Source organism: Alphaproteobacteria bacterium (assembly GCA_019695395.1).
In the GTDB taxonomy this organism is placed as follows: Bacteria; Pseudomonadota; Alphaproteobacteria; order JAEUKQ01; family JAIBAD01; genus JAIBAD01.
Genome location: JAIBAD010000012.1, coordinates 1 through 20,967, shown reverse-complemented (window position 1 = coordinate 20,967; position 20,967 = coordinate 1). Strand labels below are relative to the sequence as shown.

General features: G+C 33.4%; 20 protein-coding genes, 1 tRNA gene and 1 other RNA gene. 7 read left to right on the top strand and 15 right to left on the bottom strand.

Annotated elements, in window-relative coordinates:
• Positions 1 to 121 precede the first annotated feature (121 nt).
• Positions 122 to 907, bottom strand: coding sequence for a hypothetical protein (locus K1X44_03320; protein ID MBX7146321.1), 786 nt, complete (start codon positions 905 to 907; stop codon positions 122 to 124).
• Positions 908 to 1,076: 169 nt separating this feature from the next.
• Here K1X44_03320 and K1X44_03315 point away from each other — a divergent pair, with 169 nt between their 5' ends.
• From K1X44_03315 to K1X44_03295, 5 genes are all read left to right on the top strand, one after another.
• Positions 1,077 to 1,586, top strand: a complete 510-nt coding sequence (locus tag K1X44_03315; GenBank protein MBX7146320.1) for a hypothetical protein — start codon at positions 1,077 to 1,079, stop codon at positions 1,584 to 1,586.
• Between the two features lie 132 nt (positions 1,587 to 1,718).
• Positions 1,719 to 2,327, top strand: coding sequence for an iron transporter (locus tag K1X44_03310; protein ID MBX7146319.1), 609 nt, complete (start codon positions 1,719 to 1,721; stop codon positions 2,325 to 2,327).
• Positions 2,327 to 2,659 (top strand): cupredoxin domain-containing protein, encoded by a 333-nt coding sequence (locus tag K1X44_03305; GenBank protein MBX7146318.1) that lies wholly within the window; start codon positions 2,327 to 2,329, stop codon positions 2,657 to 2,659. Before K1X44_03310 ends, K1X44_03305 begins: the two co-directional genes overlap by 1 nt.
• A 12-nt stretch (positions 2,660 to 2,671) precedes the next feature.
• Entirely contained in the window at positions 2,672 to 3,508 is an 837-nt protein-coding gene (locus K1X44_03300; GenBank protein MBX7146317.1) for an FTR1 family protein, read from the top strand.
• A gap of 27 nt (positions 3,509 to 3,535) precedes the next feature.
• Positions 3,536 to 4,939, top strand: coding sequence for a 4Fe-4S binding protein (locus K1X44_03295; protein ID MBX7146316.1), 1,404 nt, complete (start codon positions 3,536 to 3,538; stop codon positions 4,937 to 4,939).
• A 2-nt stretch (positions 4,940 to 4,941) separates the two neighbouring features.
• Here K1X44_03295 and htpG read toward each other — a convergent pair whose 3' ends face one another.
• The 12 genes from htpG to ffs all read right to left on the bottom strand — a co-directional run bounded on the left by htpG (position 4,942) and on the right by ffs (position 18,021).
• On the bottom strand, positions 4,942 to 6,819 hold the full coding sequence (gene htpG / locus K1X44_03290) for a molecular chaperone HtpG (protein ID MBX7146315.1): 1,878 nt from the start codon (positions 6,817 to 6,819) through the stop codon (positions 4,942 to 4,944).
• Positions 6,820 to 6,917: 98 nt separating this feature from the next.
• Positions 6,918 to 8,252 (bottom strand): insulinase family protein, encoded by a 1,335-nt coding sequence (locus K1X44_03285; GenBank protein ID MBX7146314.1) that lies wholly within the window; start codon positions 8,250 to 8,252, stop codon positions 6,918 to 6,920.
• Between the two features lie 12 nt (positions 8,253 to 8,264).
• On the bottom strand, positions 8,265 to 9,506 hold the full coding sequence (locus K1X44_03280; protein ID MBX7146313.1) for an insulinase family protein: 1,242 nt from the start codon (positions 9,504 to 9,506) through the stop codon (positions 8,265 to 8,267).
• A gap of 171 nt (positions 9,507 to 9,677) precedes the next feature.
• Positions 9,678 to 10,247 carry a DUF3035 domain-containing protein gene (locus K1X44_03275; GenBank protein ID MBX7146312.1) on the bottom strand — a complete coding sequence of 190 codons (570 nt, stop codon included), beginning with the start codon at positions 10,245 to 10,247 and terminating at the stop codon, positions 9,678 to 9,680.
• A 27-nt stretch (positions 10,248 to 10,274) separates the two neighbouring features.
• Positions 10,275 to 10,748, bottom strand: a complete 474-nt coding sequence (gene lspA / locus K1X44_03270) for a signal peptidase II (protein MBX7146311.1) — start codon at positions 10,746 to 10,748, stop codon at positions 10,275 to 10,277.
• 5 nt (positions 10,749 to 10,753) lie between these two features.
• Positions 10,754 to 13,582, bottom strand: coding sequence for an isoleucine--tRNA ligase (ileS, locus tag K1X44_03265; GenBank protein MBX7146310.1), 2,829 nt, complete (start codon positions 13,580 to 13,582; stop codon positions 10,754 to 10,756).
• Between the two features lie 65 nt (positions 13,583 to 13,647).
• Positions 13,648 to 14,631: a bifunctional riboflavin kinase/FAD synthetase gene (locus K1X44_03260; protein MBX7146309.1), complete on the bottom strand. Its 984-nt coding sequence runs from the start codon at positions 14,629 to 14,631 to the stop codon at positions 13,648 to 13,650.
• 52 nt (positions 14,632 to 14,683) lie between these two features.
• Positions 14,684 to 15,109 (bottom strand): MaoC family dehydratase, encoded by a 426-nt coding sequence (locus K1X44_03255; GenBank protein MBX7146308.1) that lies wholly within the window; start codon positions 15,107 to 15,109, stop codon positions 14,684 to 14,686.
• A 31-nt stretch (positions 15,110 to 15,140) separates the two neighbouring features.
• Complete coding sequence (recR, locus tag K1X44_03250; protein ID MBX7146307.1) at positions 15,141 to 15,740, bottom strand: recombination mediator RecR; 600 nt, start codon at positions 15,738 to 15,740, stop codon at positions 15,141 to 15,143.
• 20 nt (positions 15,741 to 15,760) lie between these two features.
• Positions 15,761 to 16,084, bottom strand: a complete 324-nt coding sequence (locus K1X44_03245) for a YbaB/EbfC family nucleoid-associated protein (protein MBX7146306.1) — start codon at positions 16,082 to 16,084, stop codon at positions 15,761 to 15,763.
• Positions 16,084 to 17,850, bottom strand: coding sequence for a DNA polymerase III subunit gamma/tau (locus K1X44_03240; GenBank protein ID MBX7146305.1), 1,767 nt, complete (start codon positions 17,848 to 17,850; stop codon positions 16,084 to 16,086). Before K1X44_03240 ends, K1X44_03245 begins: the two co-directional genes overlap by 1 nt.
• Before the next feature lie 75 nt (positions 17,851 to 17,925).
• An RNA gene (ffs, locus tag K1X44_03235) (signal recognition particle sRNA small type) lies at positions 17,926 to 18,021 on the bottom strand.
• Between the two features lie 98 nt (positions 18,022 to 18,119).
• Here ffs and K1X44_03230 point away from each other — a divergent pair.
• Positions 18,120 to 19,334, top strand: coding sequence for an argininosuccinate synthase (locus K1X44_03230; protein ID MBX7146304.1), 1,215 nt, complete (start codon positions 18,120 to 18,122; stop codon positions 19,332 to 19,334).
• Positions 19,335 to 19,581: 247 nt separating this feature from the next.
• Here K1X44_03230 and folD read toward each other — a convergent pair whose 3' ends face one another.
• Together folD and K1X44_03220 are read right to left on the bottom strand one after the other, a co-directional pair.
• Positions 19,582 to 20,472, bottom strand: a complete 891-nt coding sequence (gene folD / locus K1X44_03225; protein MBX7146303.1) for a bifunctional methylenetetrahydrofolate dehydrogenase/methenyltetrahydrofolate cyclohydrolase FolD — start codon at positions 20,470 to 20,472, stop codon at positions 19,582 to 19,584.
• Positions 20,473 to 20,484: 12 nt separating this feature from the next.
• On the bottom strand, positions 20,485 to 20,763 hold the full coding sequence (locus tag K1X44_03220) for a YggT family protein (GenBank protein ID MBX7146302.1): 279 nt from the start codon (positions 20,761 to 20,763) through the stop codon (positions 20,485 to 20,487).
• Between the two features lie 127 nt (positions 20,764 to 20,890).
• Between K1X44_03220 and K1X44_03215 the strand changes: the two genes are divergently transcribed.
• Positions 20,891 to 20,966: transfer RNA gene (locus tag K1X44_03215), tRNA-Ala, on the top strand.
• Position 20,967 lies beyond the last annotated feature (1 nt).

Here is a 20,967-nt window from a genome sequence, read left to right as displayed (position 1 = left end):
AACTTTATGAATGAACAAATATAAGTAAGAAAACAATAATATATTAAAGAGAAAGATATAAAAAACTGATAAAGAATAAAATTTTATTTAATAATCTAATGAATAATCGATTTATTAGAAACTATCCCCACAATAATTCGATAGAACTATGATCGATATGAGATTTTTTAAGATCTGATTCTGTTGCAAAGGTCATATTAAGAATGATACGTTCTTCGCCAGATTTCCTAATAGGATAAACTTGATGTAAATTTGTATCTGTTTTTAACAAATAAACATCTTGGGGAATACAAGGATAAGATTCTATGGGATTTTCAATAATTGTTTTAAAAATATCTACGGGTTTAGATTTAACACAATCTTGTATAATTTGTAAAAAGCCACCGGCTGCTGGATCTTGGGGTGCTTTGACAACCCAAATAACAGCAATCGCATAATCATCTACATGCCATCCTTGCGTATCTCCGGGTTTAGAAAGATGAGTAATAAGAAATTGTTCAGGTAAATAAGGACAAGGGATTACTTGTTCCCCTGCAATTTTGGAAAGTAAATTCAAGAATAAATGATTTTGATAAATTGTATCAATAGTTGGGCTATTTTTTAAAATATCATTTCTTCTTACATTAAACATATGTCTTGGGGAATCACCCGTTTCATTTTCTGTTAAATCTCGCCTGATAGAATAATTTTTTAACGAATCCATACATTCTTGGGCAATTTGATCATAAATATTTTGCGGAATAAAAGAGCGAATACTAACAACACCATATTTTTTAAAATTGTTATAATAATGATATGTTGTTTCTGGAACAGATAAAGAGTCTTTCCAAAAATTACTTAGTGTAAAATTAATATTGTTTGTTAAAGGATGAGTATTTTCATTTTGTAATAAGGAAATAAGAGTCACTTTAAATATCCATAATATGAAATAATGTTAATTTTTAAAAATAAATAAAATATATGATATTGGTTAATTATAGATTAATTTTTTTATTTTTTATATTATAAATTATTTAAACTAAATGTGAATTGTATTTTTCCTAAATATTTCTTTTAAGAATTTTTAAGAAACTGTGATGAAATTTTGGCCTTATTTTATTACAATAAAGGTAGTAACAAGCTTTTTTACCTATGGTGTTGGGCGTTATTTACCAATTCTTAAAACTGGACAAAGACAAAAGGTTTTTAATGTTTCTTTAAAGGATCTCCAAAATATAATTTTAAAGGATTGCCATAAAATTATAGGAATTAAATTAGATCCAGAAAAAATTCATCTTTTTAATCAAATAAATATAAAGCAAAGTTGGGTAGAATATCTAAAAAAAGATCGTTATATTAGTTATAAATTACAAAATGAACCATATTATTGTTGTTATGAAATAGAAGATAATAAAATTTGGTATAGTAAAGGTTATAAAATTAATTTATATGAAAACAAATCTAATAAAAGAACAACATTGATTCTAACTCAATATATCAAAGCACAAAATCCTTTTGTTAGAATTTTGTGTCATTTATTTTATTATCCCCATATTACATTAGATAAATATCTTTCAAATTTATCGTCAAAACTAATAAATTTTTGAAGTTATATAAGTAATTTTTTTAATAGCTTGACAATAGAATGGTATTTTGAGAATAATTCTCATTATCGTTTTAGAGAAATCATTATTTTCTATGAATATTGGATAATATTAAAAATTAAAGAATGAGAAAAAATGACCAGAAAAATTTTAAAATTAAGTGCTATATGCATATCTTATTTAGCTTTAAATAGTTTAGTTTTAGCTGCAGAATATCCAATTGGGGAACCAAAAATCCAAGATGGTATAGAAATAGCAGCTGTTTATCTTCAACCTATTAAAATGGATCCTGAAGGTATTATGCGCAAAGCTGAAGATTCTGATATTCATTTAGAGGCTGATATAAGTGCTGTCCAAGATAATCCTAATGGATTTGCCGAAGGTTCTTGGATGCCCTATTTGGTTGTCCATTATGAATTAATCAAAGAAGGTGAAAAAGAAACAATCAAAGGACATATGATGCCTATGGTTGCAAGTGATGGTCCTCATTATGGTGATAATGTAAAATTGAAGGGTAATGGTCGTTATAAGCTTAAATTAAATGTAGAAGCACCTAATGCTCATGAAAAACATAAATCGGAAAAAAGCAATGACCCCAAACATGATGACCATACGATGATGCATTCGCATGGGGAATTTGGTCGCCATGTTGATAAAGAAACCGGTGTTGGTGCGTGGTTTAAACCTATTAATGTCGAATATGATTTTGTTTTTGCTGGTATTGGTAAAAAAGGTAGTTATTAATGAAAATTTTTATTGCTTTTGTTTTATGTGCAATAATTTTTTTAGGTAACAGAGGACAAGCTGAAGAGCTTAAAACTTTTCGGCTTGAAATTAAAGATGGTGTGCTTAATCCTATAGAAATTAAAGTACCGGCAGGACAAAGATTTAAGATAGAAATCTTTAATATTGGTACGTCACCTATTGAATTTGAAAGTATTGAATTACGTAAGGAAAAAGTATTAGGTCCTGGAGCATCTTCTTTTGTTGTCATTCATGCTTTAAAACCAGGTCAATATAAATTCTTTGATGAATTTCATATGGATATTGGTCAAGGTTTAATTATTGCGGAATAAGAGTAAGATAAAATGATAAATAATCCTTTATTTGGTCAGGCATTTTTTATTGTATGGCGTGAAAGTATTGAAGCCATGTTGGTTATTGGTATTCTTTACAGTTGGATCAAATCTAATCCCCAAGCTTTCAATGCTCAAAAGTATTTATGGTTTGGTGTGGGTGCTGGATTGGTAGCCGCTGTTATATTAGGTACAATTATTATGGGATTTTCTTCTGTTTTAGAAGGAAATGCCCAAGAATATTTTCATTTAATTATTGTTTCAATCGCTGCTATTTTAATTGTTCAGATGGTCTTCTGGATGCGCCAACATGGACGTTATCTTAAATCAGAACTTCATCAAGAATTAAATATAAAACTTCAAGACCAAAGCTGGTGGGGTATCTTTTTCTTATCAGCTATAGCCATAGCCCGTGAGGGAAGTGAAACAGTAATATTTTTATATGGGGTTGGGCAAGGATTAAAAGATTTTTTCAGTATTCAATATTTTACCGGAGGGGCTCTTATAGGTTTTATTTTAGCCGGTTTTACTTTTTATTTACTCCAGCTTGGATATCAATATTTTTCATGGCGTACTTTTTTCCGTATTACAGAAATCATTTTGCTTTTTTTAGCTGCAGCCTTATTTATGACTGCTATCGATAAAATGATATCCCTTGAATGGATTCCAATTACAGATAATTTATGGGATACAAGCTTTATTCTTGATGATCATATGTTGGGTGGATTATTGCCAGCGTTAACAGGTTATAAAGCACAACCAACTTTGATTGAAGGATTATTATATGCCGGCTATTGGATTATTATTATTTATTTCCTTTATCGGACAAGACAAGCTAAAATAAAATAATAATCATTATTATTTTTAGTTTTGGACATGGTATTTCCTTTATCTACTCTATTGCCTGCACCAATTCTGGCTAAAATAGGTCATTGGGCGAAAAATAAATTAACAGTCATTTATTATATACAATGGCTTATTGTCTTCTTTTATCTATTCCTGATTGTGGTTCCTGCTTTTTTACCTTTACCATTAGATGAAATTCATTTCTATAAAAATTTAACTTTATTTTCACAGTTTCTTTTCTGGGGAATATGGTGGCCTTTTGTTTTATTGTCTATGGTTTTTTTAGGACGCGTTTGGTGTGGGGTATTATGCCCTGAAGGTACATTGACAGAATGGGCAAGCCGTTATGGACGTCAAGGTGCAATTCCCCATTGGATACGCTGGCGTGGGTGGCCCTTTGTTGCTTTTGCTTGCACAACAATTTATGGCCAATTGGTAAGTGTTTATCAATATCCCAAACCTACCTTGCTTATTTTAGGTGGCTCAACATTGGCAGCTATTGTCATTGGTTTCTTATATGGGCGCGAAAAACGTATTTGGTGCCGGTATTTGTGTCCAGTTAATGGTGTTTTTAATCTTATGGCGCGCTTATCACCTTTACATTTTAAGGTTGATCATCATGCATGGGAAAAATTCACGTATGACCACAAAATTACAAAGAAAGATACACCAAACTGCGCACCTTTAATTCCTTTACGTCAGATGGAGGGTGCGTCAGAATGTCATATGTGTACAAGATGTAGTGGCCATCGTGATGCTATTAATCTTTCTTGGCGTTCTTCTGCCCAAGAAATTGTTAATTTTATTAATCATAAAGACGGCATTTGGGAAACAATTTTAATTTGTTTTGGTCTTATTGGGCTTGCTATGGGTGCATTTCATTGGACCCGCAGCCCTTGGTTTATTGATCTTAAACAATATGTGGCAGTTTGGTTAGTTAACCATAATATTTTATGGCCACTTGATATCCAGACACCATGGTGGATATTAACATCATATTCTGAAAATAATGATGTTTTTAATTTATTGGATGGGGCATTAATTATTTTTTATATTCTTGGGACAGCATGCAGTGTTGGGTTTGTGCTTCTATTTTTAATAATAAATGCTATTTTTATGATAGACAATTTCGAATGGAAAAAAGTTTATCATTTATCTCAAAGTCTAATTCCTTTGGCCGGTTGTGGTGTATTTTTGGGTTTATCAGCTCTCACCATAACATTTCTTAAACTTGAAGAAATTCCCTTATTTTGGGTAAGTTATTTAAGACTATTTTTTCTAGTCACAAGTAGTTTATATAGTTTAAAATTAGGGTGGGATATTTTACGTTTCTATAAAATTTCATTAACTAGACAATTTTTTGCGATGACATGGATTGGTAGTGCCATTGTTTATATCAACATCGGGTGGTGGCTCCTTTTTTGGGGATGGTAATATCAATCAGTTTGAGCTAAAGATCCTTGCATAATATTTCCTAATCTTTGGCTAAATTTTTTTAGATCTTTTGGAATTTCGCCTTCAGCAAGTTGGGCTTGATCAAATAATAACCAAGCCATTTCTTCAATCTTGCTTCCTTGGTTATTTTGACCTAATCCATGAGCAAGGGCTAAAATAAGAGGGTGATTTGGATTAATTTCTAAAATACGTTTGCTTATATGCTGAAGTTGTTGGTGTTGCTTTAAAATTTTTTCTAAATGAATATCAAGATCATTATCATCAGCAATTAAACAAACTGGGCTATCGGTCAATCTTTCAGAAAGTCGTACATCTTTAACATTATCATTTAAAGTTAAACGAAATAAAGCCACAAGATTGTTAAGTTGACTTGTTGAATTAGTATCATTTTTTTTAGATATATCTTCTTTTGATAAAGGGGCAATTTTATTTAGATCAATGCTACCTTTAGTAATAGATTGAAATTCTTTACCTTTATAATTCTTTATTTTGTTGATCCAAAATTCATCAATAGGATCTGAAAGCAATAAAACATCAATTTTACGTGCGGCGAACCCTTCTAAATGGGGACTGCGTTTTATGTTGTCTATATTTTCACCTGTTATGAAATAAATAGCTTCTTGATTAGGCTTCATATTTTGAACATAGGTTGATAACGAAGTTAATTTTTCTTGTTCTGAAGTTGCAAATCGTCCTAATTCTAAAAGTTGGTCATGATATTCATTATCTTCATATAATCCTTCTTTAAGAACAGCACCAAAATTATTCCAAAATTCAATATAATTTTCTTCGGATAGATCAGATTTTTTTTGAAGCTCATTTATAATTCTTTTAACTAAACCTGCACGAATTTTACTTAAAATAGGATTATGTTGAAGCATTTCCCGACTAATATTTAAGGGTAAATCTTCAGAATCGACGACACCTCGGATAAAACGTAACCAAGTTGGTAAAATATCCTTACAATCATCTGTAATAAAAACACGTTTAACATAAAGTTTTACCCATTGACGACGTTCGGGATAAAAAATATCCATGGGCCGTGTCGAAGGCACAAACAAAATCCCGCTATATTCAATTTTTCCTTCCGCTTTAAAATGCATGGTAAGCCAGGGGTCATCAAAAGCATGGGCTGTATGATGATAAAATTCTTTATATTGATCTTCAGATATATCGGATTTTGCTCTGCTCCATAAAGCGGATGCTTTATTAATTCTTTCTTCTTGGTTGTCATGTACAAGAATTATTGGAAGATCAATATGGTCTGAATATTGACGAACAATGTGTTTAATTCTTTCAGGTTCCAAATATTCCTTAGCATCTTTTTTTAGATGTAAAACAATTTTTGTCCCTTGTGTAACATCAGATTGGGGGTTAATTGTAAATTGTCCTTTACCCTCTGAACTCCAAATCCAACCTTCAGTTTCACCTGCTTTACAACTATAAACATCAACTTTGTGGGCAACCATAAAAGCGGAATAAAAACCCACACCAAACTGACCAATAAGGGAAATATTTTTCTGATCATTTTTTTCTATTTCATTAAGAAATTTTGCTGTCCCACTTCGCGCTATAGTTCCAAGATTTGACATTAAATCATCACGATTCATTCCAATGCCATTGTCTTGAATAATAAGTGTTTGATCTGATTTATTCAGAATGATTTTAATTTGATATTCTACCTGTTTCGACCCAGAGCTAGTATTTGTTAAATTTAAATATCGTAATTTATCACAGGCATCTGATGCATTGGAAATAAGTTCACGCAAAAAGACAGATTTATCACTGTAAAGAGAATGGGTAACAATGTCTAAAAGACGGCTTACTTCTGCTTGAAAAGCATAAGATTGATCATTCATTTTTTTAGCTCCGATTATTATGAATCATGCACGAGATATGGGTTAAATTAGACAAAGAATCAAGGGTTATTAACCTATATATTCCAATTTTTATAAAATTATTGGGTAAGTATTTTTTGATTTGGGATGTCTTGGGTTTTGCCTACAATAACAAAACTTAATTTATTAGGCATAAAAATTTCACTGGTAACCCTTTTAATATCCTTTAAGGTAACAGAATTAATCAAATTTTCTCGTTCTTTAATATAATTAATGCCCAGATTATTTAATTGTAATCTTAATAATGTCTGAGCAATATTTATGCTGCTATTAAATTGTAAGGCAAAAGATCCTCTTGTATATTTTTTTGCATTATCAAGCTCTTGTTGGGTTAATCCTTTATCATGAATTTGACCCCATTCTTTTTTAATCTGATCAATAGTTTCTAAAACTTTGTTACTTTGGGTTGCAACATTACCTGTAATAAGACCTGTTTGTGTATAGGTTTCAAGATCTGTGCTAATTCCATATGTTAATCCACGTTTTTCTCTTATTTCATTATTAAGATGTGAATCAAAATTGCTTCCCCCTAAAATATAATTTACCAGTACAGCTGGTATAAAATCTGGATGATTACGTTTAATGCCACCATGGCCAAATAAAATAATACTCTGGGGTATATCATTGGGAATAGACCAAATTTCGCCTTTGCTTTCAGCTGCTATAGAATTTTGTACAATAGGAAGGGCAGACTGTTTAGGTAAGTCCCCAAAAGTTTCATCAAGAAGCGAAGAAAGATGTGTGGCATCAATATCCCCTACAACGGCAACAAACATATTATCTAATGTAAAACGATTATGTAAAAATTCTTTAAAATCATTTTGTTCAATCGATGCAATAGTTTCAGCAGTACCTGTCATATCTTTGCTATAAGGATGACCCGGAAAATTCATAGAAAGCCATGCAAGTCTTCCTATCCGTCCAGGGTTGCCTTGGTTATTTTTTATATTGACCAGAAGTTGGCTTCGAATACGTTCGATGGCGCTTGTATCAAATCTGGGTTCGATTAATGAACTCTTTAGAAGCGCAAGACCTTCTTTTTGATATTTTGTTAGACTACGAAAAGTAATAATAATGGTATCTTTACTACACACATAATCAAGATCGAGAGCTAGATCTTTAGTTTTTTGCTGGAAAGCTGTGGCATCTAATTGACCAGCACCTTCATCCAGAAGGGATGTCGTAAATAAAGCTAGGCCTTGTTTTTTTTCGGGATCAAGGGCGCTACCACCACGAAATCCAATAGCAATAGAAATAAGAGGCAAAGAATGATCTTCAACAAGCCAAGCTTCAATATTATTTTTAGAACTTTTAACAGATTGAATATCAAATGCATACAAAGTTTGATTAAAAAAAGCATTTAAGAAAAAGAAACAAAAAATAAAACGTATCACGGGTTAAAACCTTTAATGAGAAGAGCCCAAAGAAGAATTTGATGGTTGAGATTGAGGAAATAATAATCCGCTGACAGAATTTTCGCGTTTAAGAATAGGTTTTAGTAATTTCTGTATATCAGCTAATTGCACAGCCTCTATAGTTTCAGCCCAGTTTTCAATATCATCGATCGTTTGTCCTGTTGCAAGCGCAACCCCAATAATATTGGATGGGGCATTAAGATCATCACGAATTTTAATTGATTCAGCCAAAAAAAGATTTTTCGCGCTTATTAATTCTGCTTCACTTATTCCTTCATTAAGAAATTGATCAATAGTTGCATCGATTGCTTGAATAACCTCATCAATTGTATGACCATTGCTGGGTTGTCCATAAAATCCCAATTGGGCGTAATCTTTATAACTATAAAAATAACATCCAACCGATGTCGCAATTTTTTGGTCAATAACGATATTTTTGTACAATCTACTTGTTTCTCCACCACCCATGATTTCAGAAAAAAGTTGAAATATAGGTTTTGATTTTTTATCAGAAGAAGATAGAAAAGAAATAAGATATTCACGACGCCATGAAGGAGTTTGAATTTGGGGATCTGTTAAACTAAGTGTTTCAATTCCTTCTCTTGGTGGTTCTTGTAATCTTAATTTAGTTGGCAAATTCTTAGGCTTAATAGGACCATAATATTTATTAATCCATTTTCTTGTTTGTTGTTCATCAAAATCACCTGTAAGGACAAGAATAGCATTATTAGGGGCATACCAACTGTGATAAAAATTGTTGATATCTTTAAGATCAAGATTTTTGATTTCGTGCTCCCAACCAATAATTGGTCTTCCATAAGGATGATTTAAAAACAAAGAGCTTTGCATCATTTGTTTAAGACGGGCTTGGGGTTGGTTTTCAATACGTTGATTGCGTTCCTCTAAAACAACTTGGCGTTCAAATTCTAAATCTTTCGGTAGGAGAGAAAGGTTGGTCATGCGATCAGCTTCAAGGGCAATAATTCTTTCTAAATTGTCCCGTGCAATAGTTTGATAAAAAGATGTGTAATCCTGTGTTGTAAAAGCATTTTCTTGTCCACCGTGAAGTTCAACTTCTTTAGAAAAAAGTCCAGGGGGTGTATTTTTGGTACCTTTAAACATAAGATGTTCAAGAAAATGTGCCAATCCGGATTTACCCAATGGTTCATCTACAGAACCAACTTTATAGACAATCATTTGGGTTACAACTGGGATATTATGATTGATAACCATGACAACTTCCAAACCATTGGGAAGTTTAAAATATATGGGGTTAAAAATCTTAGCATCACAAAGTTTAATATTATTGAAAGCAAAGCCCAAAAATAAAAAACAGAATTGAGTAAAGAAAAATATCTTTTTAATCATAAAGTTATTTCTTTTAAGAAAGGATAAAAGACAAAATTAAAATAATCCTTCAAGTAAAGCTTTACGTTTACGTTTAATGGTTGGAACGTTTCCTTCATTGGCAGCTTTACCTAAAGCAGCGTTTTCATCCAATCTTCTTTGCTCTTCACCAGCATCAACAGCGACCCCTAGGGGTTCATCTTTACGCCAGAAAATTAAAGATTGCATAAAATTTCTTTCATCTTCATTAATTTCTTTGGTTTCTTTATCAACTTTTTCACGAATGGTTGGATCAATATTTTCTGCACCAAAATTATTAAGAAGCGCACTTTCACCAACTGTTTGTCCATTTGTGGCAACAGGTGCTTGACGAGGTCCAAACACAGCCACCGCAGCTTGATCTTTGGTGGTACCTTCTTGGGGACGCGGTGCCCCTGGTGTTGGTTCAGGCAATTGTGTAAAATTGGGTGGTAAGCTTAAAGGTGCACGTCGTACCACTTGAAATTCATCGGGTGGTTTTTTGGCCAGACCCAAACGTTCTTTAGCATTATTGCAGCTTGTTAATGCAAAACTTATGAACAATAATTGTCCAAGAACCAAACATTTTGTTAAAGATATTTTATCCATCTATACCTCGTACAATGATAAAACCAATTATCTTTCTGATACTTTTCTAACAAACCACACGTCAATTAATAATAAAGCAATACCAAAAGTAATAGCCATGTCTGCAACATTGAAAGCTGGCCAATGATAATCACCTAAATGAAAATCTAAAAAATCAACAACAGCTTGAAAGCGTAATCTATCAATAATGTTACCAATTGCCCCACCAATAATAAAACCAAGAGCAAGGGACGATAAACAATGGGTGGTTCTTTTTAACCAATATAATAAAATGACCACAACAATAAGGGCTACAGCCGATAAAATCCAAGGGCTATAAGGATGGGAAGAGCTAAATAAACTAAAACTAACGCCACGATTCCAAACCAATAATATATTAAAAAAACTGGTAACTTCAATTATTCTTGGGGATGTTGAAAATTCAGAAAGAATTACCCATTTTGTGGCTTGGTCACAAAAAATAACCGTAATAATAAGGACAAGAGAATAATAAAAAATCATGTTACTTAACTTTGGCTATAAACAACATCATGACATCTATGGCATACATCATTAGCTTTGGGTTGATGTCCAACTTCATTGGTTATTTTCCAACAACGTTCGCATTTTTTGCCTTCTGCTAATTTTATAACAACACCAATATTTTTGACATCATCTAATTGGAATGCATTTTTTGGGATTTCTTCATCCAAAAGTGTGACATCCGATGCAATCATAATATCAGATATAGGTAAATTTTGTATAGCTTCAATATAAGAAGAATTTGTATAAATAATAGGGTGGGCTTGGAGACTTGATCCAATAAGTTTTTGGTTGCGTGCTTCTTCCATGGCGCCGGTAACCACACGTCTTAAAGTTCTTATATGTTCCCAGCGTTCAATTAATTTCTCATTCTTCCAAGAAGATGGAATATCTGGAAATTGTCTCATATGAACACTTTCTGTTGATTTATTAGAATAACTTAACCATGCTTCTTCTGTGGTAAAGCATAAAATTGGGGCAAGCCACGCTGTTAAACAATTGAAAACGTGGTTAAAGACAGTGCGTACGGATTTTCTGACAAGATTATTAGGATCATCACAATAAAGACTATCTTTACGGATATCAAAATAAAAAGCAGAAAGATCATTACCACAAAAATGATGAAGTGTTGTAAAAAAATGATGAAAGGTAAAGTTTTCACAAACGTACCTTAATTCTTGGTCAATTTGGTAAAGACGATGCAAAACCCATTGTTCAAGTTCTGGCATTTGGTCTTCTTTGACGGATTCCTTTTTAGGATCAAAATTTTCTAAAGCACCTAACAAATAGCGCAAGGTATTTCGTAATTTACGATAAAGTTCCGCCTGCTGTTTTAAAATTTCTGGCCCAATCCGCAAATCTTCGGCATAATCAGAGGCCATAATCCAAAGTCGTAAAATATCGGCACCATATTGTTTAATGACATCATGGGGGGATACAACATTGCCCAGTGATTTTGACATTTTTCTTCCCATTTCGTCCAGAGCAAATCCGTGGGTTAATACAGCTTTATAAGGTGCTTTTCCTCGCGTCCCACAACTTTCCAATAAAGAAGAATTAAACCATCCTCGATGTTGGTCTGATCCTTCAAGATATAAGGATGATGGCCATTCAAGATCTGCGCGTGATTCAAGAACAAAACTGTGGGTTGTTCCACTTTCAAACCACACATCGACAATATCCATTACTTGGTCATAATCATCTATAGAATATTCAGATCCTAAAAACCGTTGGGGATTACCATTAAACCATGAATCTGATCCTTCTTTACCAAAAATATCAACAATTCTATCCATGACTTTTTGATCTTTTAAAATTTCTTGGGTTTTTTTATGAAGAAATAAAGGAATGGGAACACCCCATGCGCGTTGTCTTGAAATACACCAATCAGGACGTTGGTCGATCATTGAATATAAACGTCGTTTACCTTGTTCTGGGATAAAACGGATATCATGTTCAATAGCATGTAAAGCTTTTTCTCTTAATCCATTTTTTTCCATACTAATAAACCATTGGGGGGTGTTACGAAATATTAAGGGAGCTTTTGAGCGCCAGCTATGGGGATAGCTATGTACCAATGGATTATGTGCTAAAAGGGCGTGCTGGTCCATAAGAGCCTCTATAACAGCATTATTTGCATTACCCTCTTTACCATTAGGATATAAAACTTTTTTACCAGCAAAAAGTGGGACGTCATCATAATAGCTACCATCAGCTGCAACAGTTTGGGGAACAGGAATATTATGGGCGCATCCTAATTGATAATCATCTAAACCGTGACCAGGTGCAATATGTACAAATCCAGTTCCCTGATCTGTAGTCACAAAATCACCAGGCAAAAGAGGAACAGGAAAATCATACCCATGCTGGTACAAGGGATGATGGCAGATGGTATCTTTAAAATCTTTGCCAGACTTTTTTTCTAATATTTTATAGTCAATAATACCATTAACTTCGGCAAAAGAATCTAAAAGAGGGACCGCTATCACCAATTTTTCACCAATAATAGCACGGCTATTTTCAGCAATTTTTTTAACGTCAATAACGGCATAGTCGATATCAGCCCCATATCCAATAGCCCGGTTTCCTGGAAGGGTCCAAGGTGTGGTCGTCCATATAACGATAAATGTTTTATTTTTAGATAAAATGGGTGATGTTTGAATTGGAAATTTTACAAAAATGGCTTGGGATGTGTGGTCATGATATTCTAATTCTGCTTCGGCAAGCGCGGTTTTTTCAACAACAGACCAAAGAACGGGAATTGATGTACGGTAAAGTGCACCATTAAATAAAAATTTACTAATTTCTTTGGCAATTTGGGCTTCTGCTTTTAAATCCATTGTGGTATAGGAATTATCCCAATCACCAAGAACACCTAATCTTATAAACTCTTCTTTTTGAATTTTGATCCAATTGGTTGCAGAATCACGGCATTCTTTACGTAATTCCAAAACAGGAACCTTATCTTTATCAATACCTTTTTTCCGATAATTTTGTTCAATTTGCCATTCTATAGGTAAGCCATGGCAATCCCAGCCTGGAATATAATAGACATCTTTTCCCAACATTTGTTGGGATCTATTAACCACATCTTTCAATATTTTATTAAGGGCGTGGCCAATATGAATATGGCCATTAGCATAAGGTGGGCCATCGTGAAGAATAAATTTTTTTCTTCCTTTAGAAAGAGATCTTAATTTTTGAAAAAGATCAATTTTTTGCCAATGACCAAGAATTTCTTGTTCTTTAATTGATAAATTGGCCCGCATGGGGAAATTGGTCTTTGGTAAAAAAACAGTCGAGCGATAATCCATAATAACAAAACCTTATAATTTTTGCTTATTGTGTCTATTTTACATTCATTTGTCAAAAACCTTTCTTAACAAGAAAGATCATTTAAAGGATCTGCCATATCAATAGAATTTATTGAATTTTGAAGAATAGATTGGGCAGTTTGACAATCTTGAATGATTTGGTTTTGCAAATGCTGAAGACTATCGAATTTTTTTTCTGGTCTGATAAAATCAATTAACATAATAGACAATTTTTGATCATAAAGATCACCGCTAAAATCAAAAATATGTGTTTCGACCCTTAAATCCTGACCATGAATAGTTGGTCTATAACCAATATTTGTTATGGCTGGAAACAATTGATGCGATTCTTTTGGGTGTTTTACAAAACATGCATAAACACCAAAAGTGGGAATTAAATAGTTTTTATAAAAAATATTTGCGGTGGGAAAACCAATGGTTCTGCCTCTTTGATCACCTTTGATAACACGTCCTTGGATTTGCCAGGGTCTACCCAACATTTTATTTGCATCCTGAATTTGCCCTTTTTTTAAATAGTCACGAATATGTGTTGATGAATAGATAAGATTATTGGCGTTTTTAATAGGCTTGACAATCGTAACGTTAAATCCCATTTTTTTTCCTAAAATTTTTAGTAAATCTGCATTACCTTGACGATTTTTACCAAAAACAAAATCATGTCCAACAACCACATGATCAACATGAAGAGAATTGATTAAAATATTTTGAATAAATAATTCTGGTGATAATGATGAAAGATCATAATTAAATTTTAATACGACAACATAATCAATATTTAATTTATTTAGAAGTTTCAATTTGATGGCACAAGGTGTTAAACGAAAAGGTAATGAATCATGAAAAAAAAATTCTTTAGGATGAGGCTCAAAAGTTAAAACAGCATGAGGTATTGAATTTTTTTTGGCTATATTTTTTCCTTCTTTTAAAACCATTTGGTGTCCTTGATGGACACCATCAAAGTTACCTAGCGAAATAACATTTTTTTGGATAAAAGATAAAGGATTATTAAGATAGCGTATTAATTTCATCTTAATGTCTTAATGATCCTAATTGTTTTATAAAACTTGAATAATCAATTTATTATTTTGATTTTCTTGGAACCATAAGTTGAGCGTCGCCCGCTATAACTACTGTTTGACCTACTGTACAGATGGTTTCAAAACTGACACGTGCCTTCTCTTGATCAATTCCAGTTACGGTTACAGTTGCTGTTACTGTATCTCCAATATAAACGGGTGCTTTAAATTTAAGATTTTGCATAATGTAAATGGCACCTGGCCCTGGAAGTTTTGTACCAAAAACAGCTGAAATCAATCCCGCACTTAAAAGACCATGAGCAATAGGTTTTTTAAAAATTGTGTTTTTAGCAAAATTTTCATCAAGATGTACAGGATTTGTGTCCGATGATACATCCGCATATAAAGCTATATCTGTGGCGGTAATTGTTTTACTTAAATTAGCTGTCATACCAATTGTTAAATCTTCAAGGTAATAAGATGGGGTCATTTTGATTTTCTTTCTTAAAGTTAAAATGATTTTATATGATTGGCCTTCGTGCTTTGAGTGCAGCAGCTAACGTATTGTCATCCATATAATCTAATTCACCCCCTACAGGGACGCCGTGGGCAAGATGACTAATAACTAAGGGAAAGGGGGATAAAAATTCTTGTAAATAATAAGTGGTTGCTTGTCCATCCATTGTGGTTGGCAATGCTAAAATAATTTCTTTAATATCAGAATTTTTCTGCACTCTAGTTTTTAATTTTTCAATATTAAGCTGATCAGGTCCAATACCATCAAGTGCGGATAAAACCCCACCTAATACATGATAATGTCCTTGGAATATATGAGCTCTTTCCAACGCCCAAAGATCAACAACATCTTCAACAACACATAAAGTTGTTATATCTCTTTTACGGTCCATACATAGAGTGCAGATATCTGAATTATCTAAATTACCACATTCCACACATGATTTTACATTGTTGAGAATAGCATGAAAAGCTTCAATCAATGGAATAATAGCTTCGTCCCGTTTTTTTAATAGATGTAAAGTCACACGTCTAGCTGATCTTGGCCCCAGCCCAGGTAATCTACTTAATAAACTGACAAGATGATTAATATCAGAACCACCAATTAACATAAATCAACCTATTTTTAAAAAGGTAATTTAAATCCAGGTGGTAAGGGAAGACCGCCTGTAATTTTAGCCATTTCCGCTGAAGCTAATGCTTCAACTTTGGTTTTGGCATCTTGGAAGGCCGCAACAATTAAATCTTCAAGAATTTCTTTTTCTTCACTTTTTAAAAGTTGGGGATCAATTTGGATAGAACGTACATTGTTTTTTCCAGAAATAACAATTTGGACCATACCACCGCCTGCTGATCCAGTTACCTCCATTTTATCCAATTCATTTTGCATTTCAGACATTTTATTCTGAATTTGTTGGGCTTGCTTAAGCATAGAGCCTAAATTTTTCATCAAGGTGTATCTCCTTTTGTATAAGTATCAATTACAGCATCAGAATTTTGATTAAGGGGAATAATTTTATCAACTTTAGCATTTGGAAAATTTTCTAATATAGTTTTGGCAATAGGATGTTGCATAGCCTCATTAATCTTTCTTTCTTCTTCCATAGCTTTTTTTTCAGCCAATGTGGGGCCACCAGATTCTTGGGTTAAATTAATGGTCCACCTTTCATTTGTCCATTCATTAAGACAGGTGGCTAGTCTGTTAATAAAGTTTTTTGGTGTTTGGTCGGTTACATTAATTTCAATGTTACCTTTTTGATATCTAACCAATCTAGTATTGTAAACAAGGTTAGTGTGAAGAATAGCTTCCCTTTTTTGGGCAAATAAATCAACCATATCTTCAAAGGTTGTAAGAGATGAAGAAGATATTTTGTCCGATGTCAAAGAAGATGAAGGTATAGGGTTTTGAGGTAGATGGAACGACGTAAAATCAACAATTTCTGGTGTAGATAATTCTGATGTTGGTATATTTTTTATAAAATTTTTATTGTTAGAAACTATTGCCGCAGAAGAGGAAGGCACAGGTGATGGTGAGGATATTAATTTAGAATCCTTACTATTTTGCCACAAGTCAATTAATTCTGCAGGTGTTGGAAGAGAAGCTGTATGTGTCAATCTAATAATAAGCATTTCAGCGGCTTGATAAGGATTGGGGGCAGTTTGAATTTCTGCAAGCCCTTTAAGAAGAAGTTGCCACAATTTAGCTAAAATAGATACGGATAATTGGGTTGATAACTTTTGTACAAGAATTTGGTTGGTTTCACCGAAAAATAATTTTTTATAAAGATCAGGAGAAATTTGTAAGCGGCTTAATTCAGCAGTTAATTCAAGCAAATCTTTAATAATTAAAATAGGATCACTTCCAAGCACATAAAGGGATTTAAGTTTCTCTAGCGCATGAGACGTAAGACCGGTTACTAAATGTTCATAAAGCTCTAAAAGTTCTTTTTGATCTGTACTTCCTAACATATGGCGTACAGCGTCAGCTTTAATTGTTGAATTTTCTGACAGGATTAAGGCTTGGTCGAGCAATGATAACCCGTCTCTCACAGAACCTTCGGCAGCGCGGGCAATTAATCCAACGGCTTCGGGATCAATAGAAAATCCTTCAAGCTTTGCTATATCACCAAAATATTTTTGTAACACAATCTCATCAACCCGTTTCAGGTCAAAACGTTGACAACGGGATAGTATGGTGACAGGTACCTTACGAATTTCAGTTGTAGCAAAAATAAATTTCACATGAGGCGGAGGTTCTTCCAAAGTTTTCAATAAAGCATTAAAAGCATTATTGGAAAGCATATGGACTTCATCAATAATGTATATTTTATATCGTCCCGATACAGGGGCATAAAGTACACCTTCGATGAGATCACGGATGTCTGCAACACCTGTGTGACTTGCAGCATCCATTTCAATAATATCTAAATGACGTTCATTCAGTGCCAGGTCGCATTGGCTGCAAATTCCACAAGGATTAATAGTAGGTCCGCTATTTCCGTCTTGACCCAGGCAATTTAACCCACGTGCAATAATTCTAGCTGTTGTTGTTTTTCCAACACCTCGTACCCCTGTTAACATGAAAGCATGGGCAATACGCCCTGTGACAAGGGCATTGGTTAAAATACGTACCATCACATCTTGACCAATAAGTTCGGTCAATTTGCCAGGTCTATATTTACGGGCTAATACCCGATAAGGTGATGTGGTCATCATAAGTAACTGTATCTTGTTAAGAATTTATATATTTATATCTTAATTAAGGATAAAGTAGAAATATACATTAAAACATAAGGAGACTAGATTACGACCCATGAAGAACTTGTTACGGCTGCTTCCTTCCGGATCTGGCCGGGTTAGCAAGGAGCATGTCCGAATCTAATCTCCAACTTACTATAATATTAATTTTTTAAAGATGTAAAATATATCTTTTAATCTTAGAATAATTATATAGAAAATCCATATTTAAAAATGAAAGAAATTTTATGGCGTATCCTATTAAAAAAATTGTTTTAGCTTATTCTGGTGGGCTTGATACCAGCGTTATTTTAAAGTGGTTGCAACAGACCTATGGGTGTGAAGTGATTACTTTTACAGCAGATATAGGACAAGGTGAAGAATTAGAACCTGCCCGAAAAAAAGCAGAAATGTTTGGGGTCCAACATATTTTTATTGAAAATTTACAAGAAGAATTTGTCCGCGATTATGTTTTCCCCATGTTTCGCAGTAATGCTATGTATGAAGGGCATTATCTTTTAGGGACATCAATTGCTCGTCCTTTAATCGCCAAAAGACAAATCGAAATTGCTAAAGAAATGGGTGCAGATGCTGTAGCCCATGGGGCAACAGGGAAGGGAAACGATCAAGTACGTTTTGAATTGACCTATTATGCATTAAATCCAGATATTAAAGTTGTGGCCCCTTGGCGGGAATGGCAATTAAATTCACGCGCAGCTCTTATAGAATTTGCGGAAAAAAATCAAATTCCTATTGCCAAAGATAAAAGAGGGGAAGCGCCGTTTTCAACAGATGCCAATCTTTTACATATTTCAGCCGAAGGAAAAATTTTAGAAGATCCATGGATTGAAGCCCCAGATTATGTATATAGTAGAACGGTTGCGCCGGAAGCAGCCCCGAATGAACCACAGATAATTGAAATAGAATTTCTCAAAGGTGATCCAATTGCGGTTAATGGTCAGAAATTATCCCCTGCCTTCCTGTTAAAGGAATTAAATCGTTTGGGTGGAATGCACGGTATTGGCCGACTTGATCTTGTAGAAAATAGATTTGTGGGTATGAAATCACGTGGTATCTATGAGACACCGGGGGGTACAATTTTGCATGTGGCTCATCGGGCCATTGAAAGTATTACCCTTGACCGGGGGGCAGCCCATCTTAAAGATGAATTGATGCCACGTTATGCAGAATTAATTTATAATGGTTTCTGGTACAGTCCAGAACGTCTTATGTTACAAGCCTTAATTGATAAAAGCCAAGAACATGTTGAAGGTGTCGTAAAATTAAAACTTTATAAAGGCAATGTTTATGTGACGGGCAGGCGTTCTCCGAAAAGTCTTTATAGTATTGATCATGTCACTTTTGAACAAGATCAGGTTTATAATCAAAAAGATGCAGAAGGATTTATTCATCTTCAAGCTTTACGTCTTCGTCTTCTAGGTAAAAATAAAAATGAAAAGTAATTATCATAATAAGTAGAAAGGTTACAAATAAAAATTTTTTTTATATAAAAAATAAAGTTTTGATTAATTTGATAGTTTATTTGCCATTTTTCAATGCCAATATCTTTAAGTATATGATGATTAAAATGAAGAAAATGCATAAGAAAAATCCTTAGAATTACTGTTATGCATTTATTTTAATCTAATAAATATAAAAAACTTGCCGTATACGGACAAGAATATTATTTATTTTAAAGAAGATAAAGGGCTAAATAGATAATTGTTTTTTATATGCTTGTAACGTGTTATGCATAAGGCACGCAATGGTCATGGGCCCAACCCCACCTGGTACAGGGGTTATGGCTTGCACTTTGTCAACAACATTTGAAAAATCAACATCACCAACAATGATAGATTTGTTGTTTTCATTTGATATGCGATTAATACCAACATCAATAATAACGCTATTTTCTTTAACCCATTCAGCTTTAACAAAATTTGGTTTTCCGATGGCTGCAATAATGATGTCAGCTTGTTGGCATTCTTGGGCAAGATTTTGTGTATAAGAATGGGTTATGGTGACCGTACAATTTTCCTGTAATAATAATAAAGCCATTGGTTTCCCAACAATGTTAGACCGCCCAATAATAACAGATTTTTTGCCTGATAAATTTCCAAGAAAATGCTTTAATAACTTCAAACAGCCAAGGGGTGTACACGGGACCAATTCTTTTTTTCCCAGGGCTAAAAGCCCCATATTTCTGCTATGAAATCCATCTACATCTTTATCGGGGTGAATATGTTCAATTATTTTATGGGGATCAATATGATCTGGTAAGGGTAATTGAACTAAAATCCCATGCACATTTGGGTCATGATTTAATTGGTCAAGAAGATGTAATAATTCCATTTCACTTGTTGTCATCGCTAATGGATAATGAAAAGAATTAATGCCCAATTCTTTAGCTTTTTTTTGTTTGTTTTGAACATATATATGGCTTGCTGGATTATCACCTACCATGATCACTGCAAGGCCAGGTACAATTTTTTGATGGTTAGTTAATTGATTAATTTCTGTGCTAACTGACGTACATAATTGATTAGCCAGTTTTTTCCCATCAATAATTTTATGTAAGATATGATCGGAATAGTGTGTCATCAGTGTTTTTAATTAGATAAATATTTCATACATTAAATTACGGGCAAAATAAAGAAGAAGAATAAGAATAACTGGCGAAATATCAATGCCACCTATATATGGGATAATTTTTCGGATAGGTTGTAATGCAGGTTCGGTAATTTGGGTTAAAAAACGATAGATACGTTGCACAGCATAAATGCTTGTATTAATAATATTAAGATTAATTAACCAATTCATAATGACATAAGCTATAATAAGCCACATATAAAGATTAATGATTGTACCTATTAAATCAATCAACGAATGCATAGCATTTATTCCTTTGTGACATGAGTACCATTTTTGATTAATTTAACGAGATTAATATAAAATCGCAAGTATGCTTTAAGAAATGAAGGTTGACAGATTTTTTCAGGATTTCTAATAGTAAATTTATGGGGCCGTAGCTCAGTTGGGAGAGCGCTTCGTTCGCAATGAAGAGGCCGTCGGTTCGATCCCGATCGGCTCCACCAT

Coding starts and splice junctions, on each gene's coding strand:
- K1X44_03315 (MBX7146320.1), top strand. CDS start 1,077: ATGAAATTTTGGCCTTATTTTATTACAATAAAGGTAGTAACAAGCTTT.
- K1X44_03310 (MBX7146319.1), top strand. CDS start 1,719: ATGACCAGAAAAATTTTAAAATTAAGTGCTATATGCATATCTTATTTA.
- K1X44_03305 (MBX7146318.1), top strand. CDS start 2,327: ATGAAAATTTTTATTGCTTTTGTTTTATGTGCAATAATTTTTTTAGGT.
- K1X44_03300 (MBX7146317.1), top strand. CDS start 2,672: ATGATAAATAATCCTTTATTTGGTCAGGCATTTTTTATTGTATGGCGT.
- K1X44_03295 (MBX7146316.1), top strand. CDS start 3,536: ATGGTATTTCCTTTATCTACTCTATTGCCTGCACCAATTCTGGCTAAA.
- htpG (MBX7146315.1), bottom strand. CDS start 6,819: ATGAATGATCAATCTTATGCTTTTCAAGCAGAAGTAAGCCGTCTTTTA.
- K1X44_03280 (MBX7146313.1), bottom strand. CDS start 9,506: ATGGTTATCAATCATAATATCCCAGTTGTAACCCAAATGATTGTCTAT.
- K1X44_03275 (MBX7146312.1), bottom strand. CDS start 10,247: ATGGATAAAATATCTTTAACAAAATGTTTGGTTCTTGGACAATTATTG.
- lspA (MBX7146311.1), bottom strand. CDS start 10,748: ATGATTTTTTATTATTCTCTTGTCCTTATTATTACGGTTATTTTTTGT.
- ileS (MBX7146310.1), bottom strand. CDS start 13,582: ATGGATTATCGCTCGACTGTTTTTTTACCAAAGACCAATTTCCCCATG.
- K1X44_03260 (MBX7146309.1), bottom strand. CDS start 14,631: ATGAAATTAATACGCTATCTTAATAATCCTTTATCTTTTATCCAAAAA.
- K1X44_03255 (MBX7146308.1), bottom strand. CDS start 15,109: ATGACCCCATCTTATTACCTTGAAGATTTAACAATTGGTATGACAGCT.
- K1X44_03245 (MBX7146306.1), bottom strand. CDS start 16,084: ATGAAAAATTTAGGCTCTATGCTTAAGCAAGCCCAACAAATTCAGAAT.
- K1X44_03240 (MBX7146305.1), bottom strand. CDS start 17,850: ATGATGACCACATCACCTTATCGGGTATTAGCCCGTAAATATAGACCT.
- K1X44_03230 (MBX7146304.1), top strand. CDS start 18,120: ATGGCGTATCCTATTAAAAAAATTGTTTTAGCTTATTCTGGTGGGCTT.
- folD (MBX7146303.1), bottom strand. CDS start 20,472: ATGACACACTATTCCGATCATATCTTACATAAAATTATTGATGGGAAA.
- K1X44_03220 (MBX7146302.1), bottom strand. CDS start 20,763: ATGCATTCGTTGATTGATTTAATAGGTACAATCATTAATCTTTATATG.